The organism is Megamonas sp. (genome assembly GCF_986095205.1).
On the sequence record NZ_CFQVBI010000038.1, the window covers coordinates 24776 to 39390 of the forward strand.

26 protein-coding genes are annotated in these 14615 nt (G+C 29.3%); 8 read left to right on the forward strand and 18 right to left on the reverse strand.

The features are described from left to right. The first annotated feature begins 71 nt into the window (after window positions 1–71). From AC5LAX_RS05065 to AC5LAX_RS05100, 8 genes are all read left to right on the forward strand, one after another. Window positions 72–1046 carry a CHC2 zinc finger domain-containing protein gene (locus AC5LAX_RS05065; RefSeq protein ID WP_493263669.1) on the forward strand — a complete coding sequence of 325 codons (975 nt, stop codon included), beginning with the start codon at window positions 72–74 and terminating at the stop codon, window positions 1044–1046. After that, entirely contained in the window at window positions 1021–1359 is a 339-nt protein-coding gene (locus AC5LAX_RS05070; protein ID WP_493263670.1) for a hypothetical protein, read from the forward strand. The genes AC5LAX_RS05065 and AC5LAX_RS05070 overlap by 26 nt, the downstream gene beginning before the upstream one ends. 82 nt (window positions 1360–1441) lie before the next feature. Continuing rightward, window positions 1442–1705 carry a DUF1064 domain-containing protein gene (locus AC5LAX_RS05075; protein ID WP_353936780.1) on the forward strand — a complete coding sequence of 88 codons (264 nt, stop codon included), beginning with the start codon at window positions 1442–1444 and terminating at the stop codon, window positions 1703–1705. A gap of 11 nt (window positions 1706–1716) precedes the next feature. Next, on the forward strand, window positions 1717–2592 hold the full coding sequence (locus AC5LAX_RS05080) for an ATP-binding protein (protein ID WP_493263671.1): 876 nt from the start codon (window positions 1717–1719) through the stop codon (window positions 2590–2592). A 46-nt stretch (window positions 2593–2638) separates the two neighbouring features. Next, window positions 2639–3454, forward strand: coding sequence for a metallophosphoesterase family protein (locus tag AC5LAX_RS05085; protein WP_493263672.1), 816 nt, complete (start codon window positions 2639–2641; stop codon window positions 3452–3454). Between the two features lie 2 nt (window positions 3455–3456). Continuing rightward, entirely contained in the window at window positions 3457–3588 is a 132-nt protein-coding gene (locus AC5LAX_RS05090; protein WP_288305582.1) for a hypothetical protein, read from the forward strand. Between the two features lie 121 nt (window positions 3589–3709). Continuing rightward, on the forward strand, window positions 3710–4582 hold the full coding sequence (locus tag AC5LAX_RS05095; protein ID WP_493263673.1) for a PD-(D/E)XK nuclease-like domain-containing protein: 873 nt from the start codon (window positions 3710–3712) through the stop codon (window positions 4580–4582). Beyond that, a complete protein-coding gene (locus AC5LAX_RS05100; RefSeq protein WP_153170288.1) occupies window positions 4569–4997 on the forward strand; it encodes a hypothetical protein in 429 nt (142 codons plus the stop codon). Before AC5LAX_RS05095 ends, AC5LAX_RS05100 begins: the two co-directional genes overlap by 14 nt. 94 nt (window positions 4998–5091) lie before the next feature. Here AC5LAX_RS05100 and AC5LAX_RS05105 read toward each other — a convergent pair whose 3' ends face one another. The 18 genes from AC5LAX_RS05105 to AC5LAX_RS05190 all read right to left on the reverse strand — a co-directional run bounded on the left by AC5LAX_RS05105 (window position 5092) and on the right by AC5LAX_RS05190 (window position 14447). Further along, complete coding sequence (locus tag AC5LAX_RS05105; RefSeq protein ID WP_203041931.1) at window positions 5092–5421, reverse strand: hypothetical protein; 330 nt, start codon at window positions 5419–5421, stop codon at window positions 5092–5094. 309 nt (window positions 5422–5730) lie between these two features. Then, window positions 5731–6114 (reverse strand): hypothetical protein, encoded by a 384-nt coding sequence (locus AC5LAX_RS05110; RefSeq protein ID WP_331871076.1) that lies wholly within the window; start codon window positions 6112–6114, stop codon window positions 5731–5733. A 9-nt stretch (window positions 6115–6123) separates the two neighbouring features. Continuing rightward, on the reverse strand, window positions 6124–6459 hold the full coding sequence (locus AC5LAX_RS05115) for a hypothetical protein (RefSeq protein ID WP_493263674.1): 336 nt from the start codon (window positions 6457–6459) through the stop codon (window positions 6124–6126). A 39-nt stretch (window positions 6460–6498) separates the two neighbouring features. After that, the gene (locus AC5LAX_RS05120) at window positions 6499–7002 is read right to left on the reverse strand and encodes a hypothetical protein (RefSeq protein ID WP_493263675.1); all 504 of its coding nucleotides are present in this window, start codon (window positions 7000–7002) and stop codon (window positions 6499–6501) included. Between the two features lie 60 nt (window positions 7003–7062). Next, window positions 7063–7191, reverse strand: coding sequence for a hypothetical protein (locus AC5LAX_RS05125; protein WP_493263676.1), 129 nt, complete (start codon window positions 7189–7191; stop codon window positions 7063–7065). Window positions 7192–7740: 549 nt separating this feature from the next. Further along, entirely contained in the window at window positions 7741–8028 is a 288-nt protein-coding gene (locus AC5LAX_RS05130; RefSeq protein ID WP_178649897.1) for a hypothetical protein, read from the reverse strand. 384 nt (window positions 8029–8412) lie between these two features. Next, window positions 8413–8607, reverse strand: a complete 195-nt coding sequence (locus AC5LAX_RS05135) for a hypothetical protein (protein ID WP_493263677.1) — start codon at window positions 8605–8607, stop codon at window positions 8413–8415. A gap of 378 nt (window positions 8608–8985) precedes the next feature. Then, window positions 8986–9129, reverse strand: a complete 144-nt coding sequence (locus AC5LAX_RS05140) for a hypothetical protein (RefSeq protein ID WP_178649893.1) — start codon at window positions 9127–9129, stop codon at window positions 8986–8988. Window positions 9130–9312: 183 nt separating this feature from the next. Beyond that, window positions 9313–9438 carry a hypothetical protein gene (locus AC5LAX_RS05145; RefSeq protein WP_331871072.1) on the reverse strand — a complete coding sequence of 42 codons (126 nt, stop codon included), beginning with the start codon at window positions 9436–9438 and terminating at the stop codon, window positions 9313–9315. A 320-nt stretch (window positions 9439–9758) separates the two neighbouring features. Then, entirely contained in the window at window positions 9759–9896 is a 138-nt protein-coding gene (locus AC5LAX_RS05150; protein ID WP_178649891.1) for a hypothetical protein, read from the reverse strand. 42 nt (window positions 9897–9938) lie between these two features. Continuing rightward, complete coding sequence (locus tag AC5LAX_RS05155) at window positions 9939–10634, reverse strand: hypothetical protein (RefSeq protein ID WP_178649889.1); 696 nt, start codon at window positions 10632–10634, stop codon at window positions 9939–9941. 615 nt (window positions 10635–11249) lie between these two features. Then, window positions 11250–11801, reverse strand: coding sequence for a hypothetical protein (locus AC5LAX_RS05160; protein ID WP_288305576.1), 552 nt, complete (start codon window positions 11799–11801; stop codon window positions 11250–11252). A gap of 174 nt (window positions 11802–11975) precedes the next feature. After that, window positions 11976–12143 (reverse strand): hypothetical protein, encoded by a 168-nt coding sequence (locus tag AC5LAX_RS05165; protein WP_493263678.1) that lies wholly within the window; start codon window positions 12141–12143, stop codon window positions 11976–11978. 173 nt (window positions 12144–12316) lie between these two features. Then, complete coding sequence (locus tag AC5LAX_RS05170) at window positions 12317–12967, reverse strand: hypothetical protein (RefSeq protein ID WP_493263679.1); 651 nt, start codon at window positions 12965–12967, stop codon at window positions 12317–12319. 190 nt (window positions 12968–13157) lie between these two features. Then, on the reverse strand, window positions 13158–13724 hold the full coding sequence (locus AC5LAX_RS05175) for a hypothetical protein (RefSeq protein ID WP_493263680.1): 567 nt from the start codon (window positions 13722–13724) through the stop codon (window positions 13158–13160). 90 nt (window positions 13725–13814) lie between these two features. After that, window positions 13815–14000: a hypothetical protein gene (locus AC5LAX_RS05180; protein WP_419024561.1), complete on the reverse strand. Its 186-nt coding sequence runs from the start codon at window positions 13998–14000 to the stop codon at window positions 13815–13817. An 18-nt stretch (window positions 14001–14018) separates the two neighbouring features. Beyond that, entirely contained in the window at window positions 14019–14279 is a 261-nt protein-coding gene (locus AC5LAX_RS05185; protein ID WP_288305573.1) for a hypothetical protein, read from the reverse strand. Window positions 14280–14288: 9 nt separating this feature from the next. Continuing rightward, window positions 14289–14447, reverse strand: coding sequence for a hypothetical protein (locus AC5LAX_RS05190; protein ID WP_288305572.1), 159 nt, complete (start codon window positions 14445–14447; stop codon window positions 14289–14291). Window positions 14448–14615: the final 168 nt, after the last annotated feature.

Genomic DNA, 14615 nt, shown 5'->3' on the forward strand with positions numbered 1-14615 from the left:
GAAATAAAAATCTATCTCTGGATAGGCGTGGTTCGATTCCACGACTAGTAGCAAACTAAAACAGATTGCATATGTATAGTAGAAAGCGAGCAAAACTCCCAGATAATATTACTCTAGATTGGATACTTTCTAAAGTAACAGAATATGATATATATGCAAAATATATAGGTCAATTTAAAGTAGGTATGATATACAATAGTCCATTTAGGAAGGATAAAAATCCATCCTTTGGTATTTACTATAGTAAACGTACTAAACAACTACTTTTTAAAGATCATGGAACAGGTGAATGTGGTAATGTAATTAAATTTGTGTCATTATTTACTGGTAAAACAGAATATAATGATATATTATCTGATATAGTAGATAAGTTAAATATTACTAACAACACTAAACTCGTTAGCTCTAAGCAATATATACCGCCAACTGAAACAGTAATTGGTGTAGTACGTCAGGAATTTACTGATGTAGATATCAATTACTGGAAACAGTTTAATATTTCTATAAATACTCTAAAGAAATTCAATGTAAATAGTATTAAATATTATTTATGTAACGGAATAGTAAAGGGTACTTATAAACGAGAAAATCCAATGTATGCATATAAGGTCTATAATAACTTTAAGATATATAGACCATTAGCAGATAAATATACTAAGTGGAGAAACAATCTTACAGACTATGATATCCAAGGCTATGAGCAGTTGCCTCAGAAAGGTGATATATTATTTATCACAAAGTCCATGAAAGATGTTATGTGTTTGCATGAAATGGGTTATCCAGCAGTTTCTCCATCTTCAGAGAGTACATTTCTACCTAAAGATGTATTAGAGCAACTTAAGACGCGTTTTAAGCGTATTATAATACTATTTGATAGAGATGTAGCTGGAGTAAAAAGAAGTCGCAAATTAAGCCGAGAAACAGGCTTAGAAGCAATATTTATTAACAAAAAATTCAAAGCTAAAGATGTATCTGATGCTGTTAAAGCAAATAGCTTTGAAGAAATAAAAAATTGGTTAAATGAAACTATTAAAAACTATAGGTAAAGTAATAGCGTTACCTTTTGATTTAGCTCTAATACTTGGAAAGTTATTATTAATTCCAATCAAATTAGTGAGTGTATTGTTGCATGGAGAATTTACTGAATGGAATAAAAAACGTAAGTTTATAGTAAATTCAATTAAAGAAATGTTTAAAGCTTTCAAATATAATAAAGATTATTCTTTCTTATATTCAGTAGGATTTACAGATGAAAATGGTAATTTCTCTGAAAGAATTGAAACGTTTAAAGTAACTAGTGATAGTATGCAACATTATATTAATTATGCTAAAACAAGTCTTAAACAAGAAAGTGCGTAATGCTACTAAACAAGAAATAGACGGAATAGTATTTCGATCTAAGTTAGAAGCTTATACATATTAGAAACTAAAGGAAGCAGGTATATCAGCTGAATATGAACAGCACAGATATACTTTACTTCCTAAGTTTGTATATAATAACTCTACAGTTAGAGCTATTACTTATTTACCAGATTTTGTAGGAGATGGTTTTGTTATAGAATGCAAAGGATTTGCTACAGATTCTTGGGCAAATAGAGAAAAACTATTCAAGTATTATTTAAGCTTGAATGAACCAGATACTAAATTTTATTTAGTAAAGAATAAAAAACAAGTTGATGAATTAATCAACAAATTAAAATCTTAAATTTTCAGATTATGGCAAAGAACGAATTTATTAAAATAGGAGAACAGATAATTGCAAAACCTAAAGGTGCTGATTATGATTTAATACCTGGTAAAGTATATGATCTAAGTTGGAATAGATGGGAAGATTCACCTATATTTAAGGAGAATGGTGAATTAAATCTACCAAAGAAAATCTATTCTACTAAAACTGATGACATATTTAAGAAGCGTATTATAACCTATTTTAATAAAGCAAATACAAATACTACTGGCGTAATGCTAGCTGGTACAAAGGGAACCGGTAAAACTCTGATGATGAAATCATTAGCTAAAGAATCAGGTTTACCTATTATTGTAGTTAATCCTGATTATCCAGAAGGCAAACTTATTAAGTTTTTTAAGTCCTTTACTACTCCAGTATGTGTTTTGTTTGATGAAGTTGAAAAGAACTTCAAAACTGAGTATATGCTAGATTTCTTAGATGGAGTTGAAAAGACTGCACAGAAACTAGTAATTATGACTTGCAATGACTTAAGCCAAGTTAGTCAGTATATGCAAGATCGCTGTTCACGTATTCGTTATTTACGTCGATATTCTCCTGATGAAAATGCTGCATTCTTACCGATGTTAGCTGATGACTTTGGTATTAAGAACAAAGAAGAAGTAGTAAAATTCTGTAAAGAAAATATTAAACTACTTTCTATGGATAATATTATTTCTTTCATGAGTGAAGTCAAAATGCTAGAAGATGAAGATATTAGTCTTCAGGAAATCATAAACATTATGAATATCTCTACTGAAAATATACCAACTAAAGTTAGTGATACTGTAGAATACGAGGATGAGTATGATAATGAAGATAATGAATATAGTGATGATGATTACGAATGTTGTGATGCAGCATGAAAACAAATAAGGCTAGATATATTCTAGCCTTTTAACTTATATAAACATGAAAATATGCGGTATAAGTGATATACATGGTAATCTCATTGAGAATATACCTGAGTGTGATGTACTATGTATATGCGGTGATATAATGCCTTTATCTGTACAAAGAAATATCGAACAGTCTAGGCATTGGTTTTATAATAGATTTACTAGTTGGGTCAAAAGACAACCTTGTAAAAAGGTTATCTTAGTACCAGGTAATCATGATTTTATAATTGAAGATGCATATAATAGAAAATATCTTAATGAATTAAAACAAGATATTTATGTAAGAACAGATGATAAGTTAACAATACTTATAGATGAATTATATACATACGAAGATATTAAATTCTACGGTACACCTTGGATTAAGCCAATTGAATTTCAAGAGGACAGGTGGGCATTTAGTAGATTTGATACTTACGAAGATATACCACAGTGTGATATACTACTAACACATGATAATCCATTTTGTAATGAAGCTCTAGATGTTTTCTCCTTTGGAAAGAGTAAATATCATTTATATGGGCATTGGCATGATGGATCTAGTGATATAAATTCTGGAAGATACAATTGTTCTAGATTGAATAATTGTTATAGTTTTAAAAAGAATTATGAATTTGTAGTATTAGATATTATGACAGAAAAAGAAAAGAAACAAGTAGAACAAGCATTCTTAGATAAACTTATTAGTCAAGCATACAATAATAATGTAGCAGATTGGCTTAAGACATTTAAAGAAGTTGAACTACAACAAGATAAAGAAGATGAATTAGTTTGGGATACTTCAGCAGAAGTTCCTGAGTCAGCTGTAATTAGCGACATGGAGGATTAAGTATGAAAGTAGAAGGAATTGTTACAGATAATGAACGTATTGCAATTGAAGCAATGTTCAATAATGTTATTGATAATACTATAGAAATACAAGCTATAGAAGAAAAAGTAATTATAGAGTATGTTAAAGAATAAGATGGATATTAGTATTCCTTATTACGAAGATAATAGCAGAGTAAGTAATTCTGCAATAGGATGGTTTATTAAAAGAGGTCCTAGGTATTTTCGTGATATGCTTGATGGAAAAGAAGAGGGAATGAACTTTTCTTTTCTTGAAAAAGGAACTATGATTCATGAATATTTACTTCAACCAGATGAATTCTGGAAAGATTATATTATTCTTGATTTTGCAACACCTAAAGTAAAACAGCAAAAGGATTTATTAGATGAGTATCATAGACTTATGCAAGTAAATCCATTAGAATCTCAAGATAAGCTTAAACTATCTGCTTATAAAAAAGCTTATAGTAATAAGAAATCTGATGAGAAATGTATTGAAGAAGCTGAAGGTCTTATTATGATTTATCAAGATTACTTAGAATACTTGAGTAAGAAAGATGATAATAAGAAGATAATTAGCTTTGCTGATTTACAAATGCTTAAGAAGATTAAGGAAAATATTCAGAATCACAAGAAAGCAAATGAATTGCTTTTTAATTTACCATCTACTTTTGAAACTCATAATGAATTTCATATTAACTGGCAAGTTAATAGAATCAATAATATTAAATGTAAATCTTTACTAGATAGAGTATGTTTTGATCATGTTAATAAGAAGATAATTCTAATTGACTTAAAAACAACTGTAAATGTCTATGATTTTGCACATTCTGTAGAAGAATATGATTATTACAGACAAATTGCTTATTATGGATTAGCAATTCAATGGTATATGCAAGAGATATTAAATCTTAATTCTGAAGAATATGATTTTGAAGCATATATTATTGCTATAGGTAAAGATTCTGAAAATCAAATTAGAGTGTTTAACATGAAAAATGATAAAATACTCAGTGAGAAAGTTGATTTAATTAACAATTCTTTACAGAAAATTTCATATCATATCAGTACAGATCAATGGGATCACTCAGTAGAATACTACGAAGGTGATGGTGTTGAAAAACTATAATAAATGCTTAATATTTTTAAGTGATTTTATAGAAGCAAAGATATCTTACTTTGATTGTCCAGCATTTGTAAATATGTATACAAATTTAAAAGGAGACAATTCTGAAGGAAAATTATATTTAGTTTATAAGTTTAGTAGTCATTATGAACTATCTAAAAAAATAGAGGAAATCAGTTGTAATAAAACATATTATAACTGGTTTCCTTATACTATAAATAAACAATCTTATATTGTCTTTTCATTTAAAGTTAGTAAAGATAAAATACAAGAATTAGAATTCTGCAAAAAAGGTAGATTTACTGATAGTTATTTAGATGTAAAAGATTTAGTTGTTATTTGGAAAGACTACTTAGATCAATTTGATGATTTGCTTAAGTCAAATGACTTTTGCTCTGATTATACTTGTACTTGTTAAAAATAAAAGGCTGGAAATAATCCAGCCTTTTTCATTAATCAGAATCTCTATTTGCAATTTGAGTTTCGTAATATCTTCTTTTAGAAGGTATATCCTATAATTCCCATATATTTTTAAACGGAGTTATTTTCATTCCAAATTTAAAAGTAGGAGAAAAACCTTTATAAGCGCCTCTATCTATTTTTTCATCTTCATTATTAATCAGATTATGTACCCATGCTGGTACAGTAGAAATTAATCCAGAAAAGTTATCATAATAACTATAAATAGGGAATGGAGTTTTGATAGTTGAGATAGCGTCTTGGATTGCCCAAGGAGTAGAAGACATCATAGTTTCAAAATCTGTTCTTACTAAAGCAAAAGCTAATAATTGTTTTAATATATTATCTTTATCATCATCTGCCCAAGCCTTTGCTATTGGCATTAAGAAGAAATGCAATATATGTACACCTATTAGTTCTAAAGATAATTGTCTTATTACTCTACGCTAATCGTATGTAGAATTCTACATATACTTCTACCATAAACTAATATTCCTAGTATCTCTTCTTATTGCAGAAATAATACTAAAAGGAACTCTAAACAAAGCCTCTTTATATCTTTGAGAACTATAATCCCATTGTCTATTCTATACCCATCTTTCTTGAAGTATAATAGGCATAAACTGTCTATGCATCATTACTAAACTTCCTATAATATTACTACTTAACATAGTTTTCTATAGTGGAGTAAGCTAACCATCAGCAGATTGAGCTAAATTTCTAGCAGTGTTACCAATGGTTTCTTTTTTAGCATCCCAGGCTTTTTGATAAGCAGGGTCTTTGGTTACGATATTTCCATTTTTATACTCTACTAAATCTCTAGAGGATCTAAATGTGTTCCATTGATTTAACATTACTTCGTCGTTACTATATTTACGTTTAAATTCTTCGCTACTAAGAAACTCTCCATTTACGTATCTATAGTTGTACATAACAGAATTTAGTATATGACCCTTTACGACATAATCACTTAAAGAGTATACTCCAAAAGCCCAGTTTCTAGCTATTTGTTTTTGAAAAGTAGATAGATTAAGTCTATCTGTTTTTATTTCAGCACCTACTTGAAAATATTCCATTAGTTTCATCTATGTACTATTGTGATAATCACTAAGTAAACTGAAATTATTTTTAAATAAGTCTACAATCAAAGCTTTAGCACCATTAATACTATCTCCAAAACTATAATACCTACCAGAAAGCGAATTAATTATATCATTATAAACTGCCGTAAAAAAGCCGGTAGTAGCACATATAATATTTAAACCTAGATTTACGGTAGTTCCTAATGCTTTTAATCCTAGCATTAATTTAGTAAAATTAACTTTTCTAGGTTTTATATGACCTTTAAATCCTAGTATAGAATAATCTCTTTCTTTGATATCCCATATAGCAGATTTAGTCTTAATATCATATATATTCATCTCTACGAAACTTTTAGCAAACTTATATATATTAGATTCCTATCCTTTTTTACTTCTCCCTCTGTACTTACTTTTAACGTCTCGATTGCCTATAAATTGTAAGATAGCTTCGGTTTTAGGTTTGAGTTCACTTTTTATTCTAAAGTTTTCAGCCATTTTAAAATACTCTACTATAGAGCCAACAGTATTAGCTGTAATAGTAGAAGGATCATCCAGACTTTTAACATAATTCTGTGGAACAAAATATAATTTATCTGTGCCAGTATCTACTGTTTCATCGTTTAAACCAGTATCATCATTTCTAGTGGACACCTTATCTTTCCAGTATTCTTTAAAGCCTTCAAATCCTCTAGCTCTAACATATCTCCACATAGAGCCTGATATTTGTGGTAATCTATATGAGCTTAAATTAGTAAGATTAGTAAGTTTACCATTTGATTCTCTAAGAGTATTCACGCATTCTTTATACAATTCGTGTAAATCTTCATTTGAAGATACTTTGTTAAATGCGTCCGAATTATTATATAATTCTAATTTAGGCAAGTAATATTCTCCTTGGTCTTCAACTTCTGGTTTATAATTCTTATTAACGAATGGAGAATTCTAATCTACCTCTGAAAAGTAAATAGATGGCTGTTCTTTAAGTATATATTTTTCTTTCACTGGAACAACTGTTGTAAGATAAGATTTAGGATATATATTACCTTGACTATCTCTATTACAATGTGTCATTTCAAATTCTGCTAAAGTTCCATTAGCAATGGCATCAGCTCTAAGTTTATAAAATAATTTAGATGGTATTACTTTAGCTATATCATTGAATTTTAATCCAGTAGTTTTCTTTTTACCGTTTCTTTTTCTTATCTTATATAAATCTACATCTATTTTATCTAATTCAGCCTGAGCAACTCCTGGTATTAATTTTTCAATTTCGTGTGTCTTATCATCTCTAAATTGTTTAAGTATGGCTCTTTTTCTTTCTTGTAACTATTCATATAGCTTTTTATCTGATTCATTATTTATTTCAGATCTTTCTACTTTAGAAAGATCATCGTAAAATTCCTAAGTATACTCATCTCTAGAATTATACTATAACCATCTTTGATACTGAGCTTCAGATAAATTTGCTTTTTTTTCAGCCTTGATTTTATCAAATAATGCTTTATTTGATTTTAAAACCATACCTTTAGACAACTTATCATTTAATGCAGCTAGTTCTACAGCTATTTCATATTCTTCACCTTGTTTTAATTTTCCATCTATACCATATATACTAGCTAACTATTTTTTTTCTAAATATAAATCCTTTAGTTTACTTTGATTTTCTTCTGATAACTTACTTGTGTCATAGAATCCATTAGCGTCTTTTACAGTATCTAGTAATTTGTGTATTTTGATTTGTACTAATTCTCTAGCATCAGCAGCTAAAGGTGATAGATTGTTAAATAGTTCATAGTATTCAGGAGTATATTTTCTTTCACAATGTTCTGATAACCATTTGTTTTTTCTTTTATTGTACTCTGTACGTATAGTTGGATTTACAGAGCGTAAATCATCTACATCTAACATGCCTAAATCACTTCTAAGCTGCTTTAAGAATTGTTTATAGTCATTGTTAAATCTACCATAGTTTCTTTTTCTAACTAGATATCCAGTAGGTAAACCATTTTCATCAAGTTCTACTAATTTTTTTTGATTAAAAGTACCAGCTTTTTTTAACAGGTCTGTTAGTTTATTATACTTTTCATAAGTAGCTCTATTAACTTCAAATTCTGCATTTTGAGTTATATGAAATAAAGCTCTAATAGCTTCGTCGTTAATTTTATCTCCAGCTCCTACCCAAGCGGTAATAGCTAATATATCTTTACCTACTGTTTCTTGATGTTCCTATATATAATTTTCTATAGTTGGACTATTAACAGATATACCAATTCTTCTAATTTCTTCAGCAGACTACTTAGTAATCATATTATTAACATTGTTAGCTCCTACATTTAGGATAGTCTGCATTCTTTTTGCTTCCTTTAATAAATTTCTATATAGATTTTCTCCAACTATATATTTATATTCTTCTGTAGCAGATAAAGTATTAATACATTCATCTAGCATTGGACAATAAAAATTAAAGAAATCTTGTTTTAAATCCAACAGCTACTTTAGTGTCATTTTATCCTACACTCCATTTACCACATCTCTGATTTGTCTTATGGTAGATAATATATCATATTTAGTACTATATATAAAGTTAGTTATATTCTAAATTCTATCTACTGTCCTATTTTCTAATTCAGATATTTGTAATGTTAAAGCTGCTTTAAATTCATCTGTAACATTGGTGTCTTTTTTATTCAGAGTATATAATCTAGCTTTAAGACCATCGTGTATTTTTTGTATTACTCTTTCTAATTCTTTTTCAAGATTTTCTTTAGTAGCATAATCATATTTATCAAAATACTATCTGTATGCTTCTATATATTCTTGTACATCTTGTTGATACCTTTCATCTAGACTATTAGTTAAGTAATACTACAATGATTCATCTAGCTCTGATCCTTTTATTCTACTGTCAGAAGCGGAAAAAGAACCAGTATTATCAACAGATTTAATTTTAGATGTATCTAATTCTGTTAATTCTTTAGTAGAATCATATTCTGGATCAGAAACAAACACTCTATCTCCATCAAATTCTGTAATAATAGGTTCACCGTTTTCATCTATAGCTGTAGATCCTTCAAACCACGTACTAAACGTTTTTGTAAAGGTTTTAGCTCTTCCTTTTATAGCAGCAGCTCTGTCTCCATTATAATACTACAGTAAGTCTGAAAATAGCTTAGATGGCTTACCATCTTTTGTCTAATCAATAGGATTACCATTGTTTTCGTTCCAGATATGGTAGGCGCCAATTTCGCCTACCAATTCTTTTAATTCATTAAATTCTTTTAGGACATTCTTATCACTAAAATTTGGACATATAATCATAATTATTTACCTTTACAGTTTTTATAAGCTTCATCATTAAATTTCATATCTTGAACAGTATCAGTCCCAGTATTCATATCTGTAATTATATCTTGTACCTATTCATACTGAGTAATACCAGCATTTAATATAGAATCAAAGTATGGACTTTCTCCAAACACATCATCAGTTATTTCTGTAAAATTCAATACATCGTCACTTATTATAGTCTAAGTTCCATCTTCCATATCTACTTGCATATCTGATAACGTAACAGAATCATCTTGTCCTACCGTTATTGTAGAAATTTGTTCGTCTACTTCTCCATAAATAGTAGAAGACTAAGTATCTTCTGTATTATGTATTTCATTAGATGCTTCTAAATCTGAACCTACTGTTGTAACTTCTGGCTCTTCAAAGCTAACTATTTCTTGTTTTTCTACAGTATTAATTACTATAGCATCTGAAGATTCATACACTAAAGTGGTATGATTTTTATTTGTCATAGGTTCAAAAAATTTCTAGACTAATTGTTCTATTTGTCCATTGTTCCAAATAGCTTCTTTAGGTAAAGCGTTTTCTTCAAATGCAGATTGTTCCCCAGATTGTTTTTGATATTCATAGTAAACTTTTCTATCATCTTTAGTACCTAAAGCTGGTATAATTTTATATACAGATTGTTTTGTATTTTTTACTGGATCACCATTTTCATCAGTTTGATATACTGTTGCTACTTTCTGATACAATATATAACTATTGATGTCATTAGGATTAAGTTGAATCTTAATAAACGGTTGATTAGCTCTCCAACTACTAAATACTGCTGGTATTGGCTTAGATTCGGGTTTTATTTGAACTAGAGTACCATACTTATTATCATAATTACTTAACTGATATGGTTTAACTATTTTATCATTTCTATAAGCATTTCTAGCTATTTCTGTAAATAACTCTGTAAAGTTATTATTCTGCATGTTTTCAGAATTAAAACCAAAATAATCCATACCTACTAATTTATCATTATTAAGTATTTCTATAGCAGCTTTAATTGCATCTGAATAACCTTTTTGTTTCTTCCAAGCAGTAGTTATTACATCGAAGAATGAATCAGTACTTCTATTATCGAAACTAGTTAAGTAAGCATATACACCCAATCTATTAGCAAACTTTCTTATACCTTCATCTTCACAGTCTAGTAGATCTTGATATGCTGACAATAATCTGTTTTCATAAGTAGCAGTATTAGTTAAAGCGTTATCTGCTGTTACTATTCTATCATATTTCTAGTTAGTACCATCAGATGCATATTCTTGTAGATAGTTAAGTAACTCATTCTTAATATGACCATTGAACGCAATTGCTGGTAAATCATTACGTTTTCTTAAATCATTTTTAATCTAAGTTAACCTTTTAGCTATACTTTTAGGTCCTCTTAACATATTAAGGAATTTCTTATCGCTAATATTAAAGTCCTCAACTGCATTCACTACAGCTTTAGTTCTTAGTGAGGTAGTTAATATTTTTGATAATTCAGCTACAGTGTTTTTATCTGAAGAATTACCTAAAAAGAAGTCACATGCAGCATTAAATATTGTCTTATATCCTTTTGTAGCTTCTATGACCTGTCCGCTTAATAATATTCTAGGAGTATTTATACCAGCATCTAGTTTCTACTTAAGGAATGTAGAAGATAAGTAATAGTTTATAGGTTTTTCTATGTTATCAGCTCCATTTATATAGAACCTACTTTGATAATTATCTATATATCTATTTAATCTACGTTTGAAATTTAACTGTAACGGTAAGGTATTACCAAATTTCTTAGTATCAATCTATGATAATTGAACTAAATTTGATAAAACTTCTGTATCTGAAGACAAATCTTGATAAGCTCTAATAGATATGACTTGTTGATATAATCCATTGACTTCTTTTGGTTTTTTTAACGCTTCAGATGCTACTTTCTTATCAAACACATCATTATAATTGACCTCAACAGCATCATATCCTTCTATAGATGGAAGTGAATATTCACTAGCTAAACTATTATAATACTGTGCATACTTTGCTTTATTAGAATCACTATCATCTAATGATACAATCGCTTCTCTCAAAGAAGTCATATATTCTTTAGCTATAGATTTAAGTTTATCTCTTTCAGTTATTCCTTTTTCTGCACCTATTATACCTTTACTTTCTAACATTTCTTTAGTAAACCTACGCAATGCAGGTTGTGCTAAGAAGTAGAAAGTATTCTCACCTTTACCACCTCTGATAAGCAAAGAGGTCATATTATAAGTAATAGAGTTTACGTTCAAAGCCATAATATATGGGTCTTTGGCAACGTCCACGTGAGCATTAATCAATGCTGACAGCCAGTCCATAATACGTTGATCATCTTCTCCATATACCTAATCTAATTGACCTAAATTATATCTATTAGCGTTAGAATAATTTATACACAAGTGAGTAAATTGAGTTAATGCATGATTAGTAGAGTTAAGTGCAAATGGAGCAATACCTGCTTTACCACCAGTATACTCTGTCTTTCTAGAAAGCTAGAAAGAAGGAGCTAATTCATACATAGGATTTACTTCTACAGTATTCTTTGGTTGAACGATTGGAAGAATTTGCTTTTGAAGAATCTTTGTTAATGTATCAATAGAAGCTCTAGTTTCAGCAATATTGGTAAAGTCAGTCAGTACTAATGAGTAATTATCTAGCAACTTATTAACATAACCTTGTTCCGATTTTTCGTCTGAACTTACTCTTTTACCATCTTTATATGCATATGTAGCTAGATAAAGTTTATCAACCGTTTACACCCCTGCTTTCGCAGTATTTAAAGGGACTAGACTATATCTTCACCTTGATTGGTGCTCCCCATTTCGCTTTTCAGCTACTCAACGCCTCTAGTGCGTTGGCTCAAATCATATTCAATTTTGTGTTTCATTGAAGGAACTTGATTAACATAAGGTTTTATAATATTTATAAATTTTATTCCTTCTTTTGTTCCACAACATAAAGAATAACTGTTTTCCCTTTTTCCTTCATGGAACATATAAAATTGAATATTCCAAACTTCTTTAAAATAATCTATTATTATTTGTAATTCTTCTTTAGGTATACAAGTTGCAATTTTAATATAGAATCCGTGTACAATACCTTTAGTTTTTCTATAGTTTATATGTCCATCGTCCATATACCATATTGCAATTTCTTTAGCGCTTAATCTGTTAAGTAACTTTCTATTTCCAAGTTTTTTATAAGGTTTATAGAAAACTCTTCTAAGAACTTTTACAAAAGGAATTATATTCAATTGTGAATAATAAACTTTTTTCCCTGTATTAAATCCCTTTGTACTTACATATTCTTTAATACCGTTGTTTCTTAATCCGGCTTCATTTAATTGTTTTACTTTCCATTCTAAGTAATCTAATTGTTCTTCACAATGAGAAAGTTTGAATACGTAATTATTACTTATTGTGCCGTCGCCTAATAATAGACCTATTAACAAATTTCTAGATTTTTTATTTATTTTAGTTTTCATAATTGCTATCCATTTAGGAAGCGTTCGTTGAGCGTTAGTCGTTGAACCTTCCGATTAGTTATATAGATAATAACGTATCGGCTTGGCTGCTGGTTATCCAATCTTTGACATTATTACCGCTTGTCTATAGCGGTAGTCATAAGCTCTAAGGAGTTTCCAGCAATTAAAGGAGTTTTACTTCAACTATTATTTAATCGAAGTCAGAACCAGTCATAGCTGTAAATTCTTCCGGAACTATTATTGTATCACCAATAGTAGTTGGCATAATATCAGCTACTTGGAATGAGAACATGGAAGACAAACCCTGTGTAGGAATACGATATCCTATACCATAAGGTTTAGATTCTACTTCTACACCGTCTACCATTCTACTACCTATTATACCATTATCAATTAACCATTTGCGTTTACTATAAAAACTTGCACTTTTAAGTTCTTCTGGTAATATATCTCTAAAGAAGTTTTCACTAAGTATAACTTGCATATGACCTTCTTTAGCTAAGAATTTTAATTTCTTTCCTTGATTAAAAGCTGAACCTAATTCTGCATCAGTTTTTACACTTCTACCAACAGCTTCATATGCAAATGAAGACATCTGAATAGCAGAACCACCAGGAGTATTTACATCTACTACTGCTTTATTGACAAAAGAAGTTATCTTAGTTTGAATCCAATCTCTAATACTTTGAGCTTCAATTGGTACTATAATATTTCCATTTTCATCAACTGTTAAATTGGCAATTATTTCAGCAGACATACCTGAATTTGTAGCCTATCTCTAAAGATAATTTACTATTTTGCGATTATCTACTTTGCCGTTAGTAAAGAACTCTTTTCTTATTTTATTCTAACCTATTCTGGAGAGTGAATTAATAGCGTCCATAATGTTCTTCTTAATTTCAGAACCTTTTACAGCTAATCCTTTATTTTCTCCATAAGTACGAGTATCTACTACATTAGCAAAACCAATTTTAATAGCTTGTGTACCAAATGATCTTTCAAGGTGTTCGTGTGGATCAGTATTTAACTGCAATCTAATTTGGGTTAAATCCTAAGTATATGTTGCCAATCCTTTACCAGAAACGCCATCTACATCACTATTAGATGTTAATTCAGATAAGTTTACTTTACCATCTTTATAGAAGGATAACTTCTTTCTACCACCAACTTTAATAGCTGATTCAAATGCTACCATATCTATATAACCTTTACTAGCATCATTCATACGATCGTATAAATATTTATTATCAGCTTTAGCAAAAGTCTTAAATAGCGGGAACAAAGCCATCTTATCGAACGTATTTACATTCATACCAAGAGTCTAATCAAAGTGATCACCAAAATAAACCATTTTAAGAGGTTGTGTAATAGCTTTAATTGCTTTTTGATACTTCTCAGTATCACTCAACCAGCTATCATCAGACTCCATAATGTTATAGGCTTCTTCGATTTCAGGACTCCATTCTCCTAAAGACTTCATCAATCTCTTATAGAATTCTGGTCGGATGTAAACAGCAGCATCTGCTTGATTAATTTCTCCGTCAGCATATGGTTTAGCGCTATTTTTAGCTTGTTGTTCAATAAACTTAATAGCATCTGGATTCTTTTTACGTAATCTACCTAATGTACTTTCTATAGCATGATCGTC

What these genes read in the sequence shown, in the direction of transcription:
- AC5LAX_RS05065 (WP_493263669.1), top strand. Translation starts at nt 72, where the DNA reads ATGTATAGTAGAAAGCGAGCAAAACTCCCAGATAATATTACTCTAGAT.
- AC5LAX_RS05070 (WP_493263670.1), top strand. Translation starts at nt 1,021, where the DNA reads ATGAAACTATTAAAAACTATAGGTAAAGTAATAGCGTTACCTTTTGAT.
- AC5LAX_RS05080 (WP_493263671.1), top strand. Translation starts at nt 1,717, where the DNA reads ATGGCAAAGAACGAATTTATTAAAATAGGAGAACAGATAATTGCAAAA.
- AC5LAX_RS05085 (WP_493263672.1), top strand. Translation starts at nt 2,639, where the DNA reads ATGAAAATATGCGGTATAAGTGATATACATGGTAATCTCATTGAGAAT.
- AC5LAX_RS05090 (WP_288305582.1), top strand. Translation starts at nt 3,457, where the DNA reads ATGAAAGTAGAAGGAATTGTTACAGATAATGAACGTATTGCAATTGAA.
- AC5LAX_RS05095 (WP_493263673.1), top strand. Translation starts at nt 3,710, where the DNA reads ATGAACTTTTCTTTTCTTGAAAAAGGAACTATGATTCATGAATATTTA.
- AC5LAX_RS05105 (WP_203041931.1), bottom strand. Translation starts at nt 5,421, where the DNA reads ATGCCAATAGCAAAGGCTTGGGCAGATGATGATAAAGATAATATATTA.
- AC5LAX_RS05110 (WP_331871076.1), bottom strand. Translation starts at nt 6,114, where the DNA reads ATGGAATATTTTCAAGTAGGTGCTGAAATAAAAACAGATAGACTTAAT.
- AC5LAX_RS05115 (WP_493263674.1), bottom strand. Translation starts at nt 6,459, where the DNA reads ATGAATATATATGATATTAAGACTAAATCTGCTATATGGGATATCAAA.
- AC5LAX_RS05125 (WP_493263676.1), bottom strand. Translation starts at nt 7,191, where the DNA reads ATGACACATTGTAATAGAGATAGTCAAGGTAATATATATCCTAAATCT.
- AC5LAX_RS05130 (WP_178649897.1), bottom strand. Translation starts at nt 8,028, where the DNA reads ATGTTAGATGTAGATGATTTACGCTCTGTAAATCCAACTATACGTACA.
- AC5LAX_RS05145 (WP_331871072.1), bottom strand. Translation starts at nt 9,438, where the DNA reads ATGATTATATGTCCAAATTTTAGTGATAAGAATGTCCTAAAAGAATTT.
- AC5LAX_RS05160 (WP_288305576.1), bottom strand. Translation starts at nt 11,801, where the DNA reads ATGGACTGGCTGTCAGCATTGATTAATGCTCACGTGGACGTTGCCAAA.
- AC5LAX_RS05170 (WP_493263679.1), bottom strand. Translation starts at nt 12,967, where the DNA reads ATGAAAACTAAAATAAATAAAAAATCTAGAAATTTGTTAATAGGTCTA.
- AC5LAX_RS05175 (WP_493263680.1), bottom strand. Translation starts at nt 13,724, where the DNA reads ATGTCTGCTGAAATAATTGCCAATTTAACAGTTGATGAAAATGGAAAT.
- AC5LAX_RS05185 (WP_288305573.1), bottom strand. Translation starts at nt 14,279, where the DNA reads ATGAATGTAAATACGTTCGATAAGATGGCTTTGTTCCCGCTATTTAAG.
- AC5LAX_RS05190 (WP_288305572.1), bottom strand. Translation starts at nt 14,447, where the DNA reads ATGAAGTCTTTAGGAGAATGGAGTCCTGAAATCGAAGAAGCCTATAAC.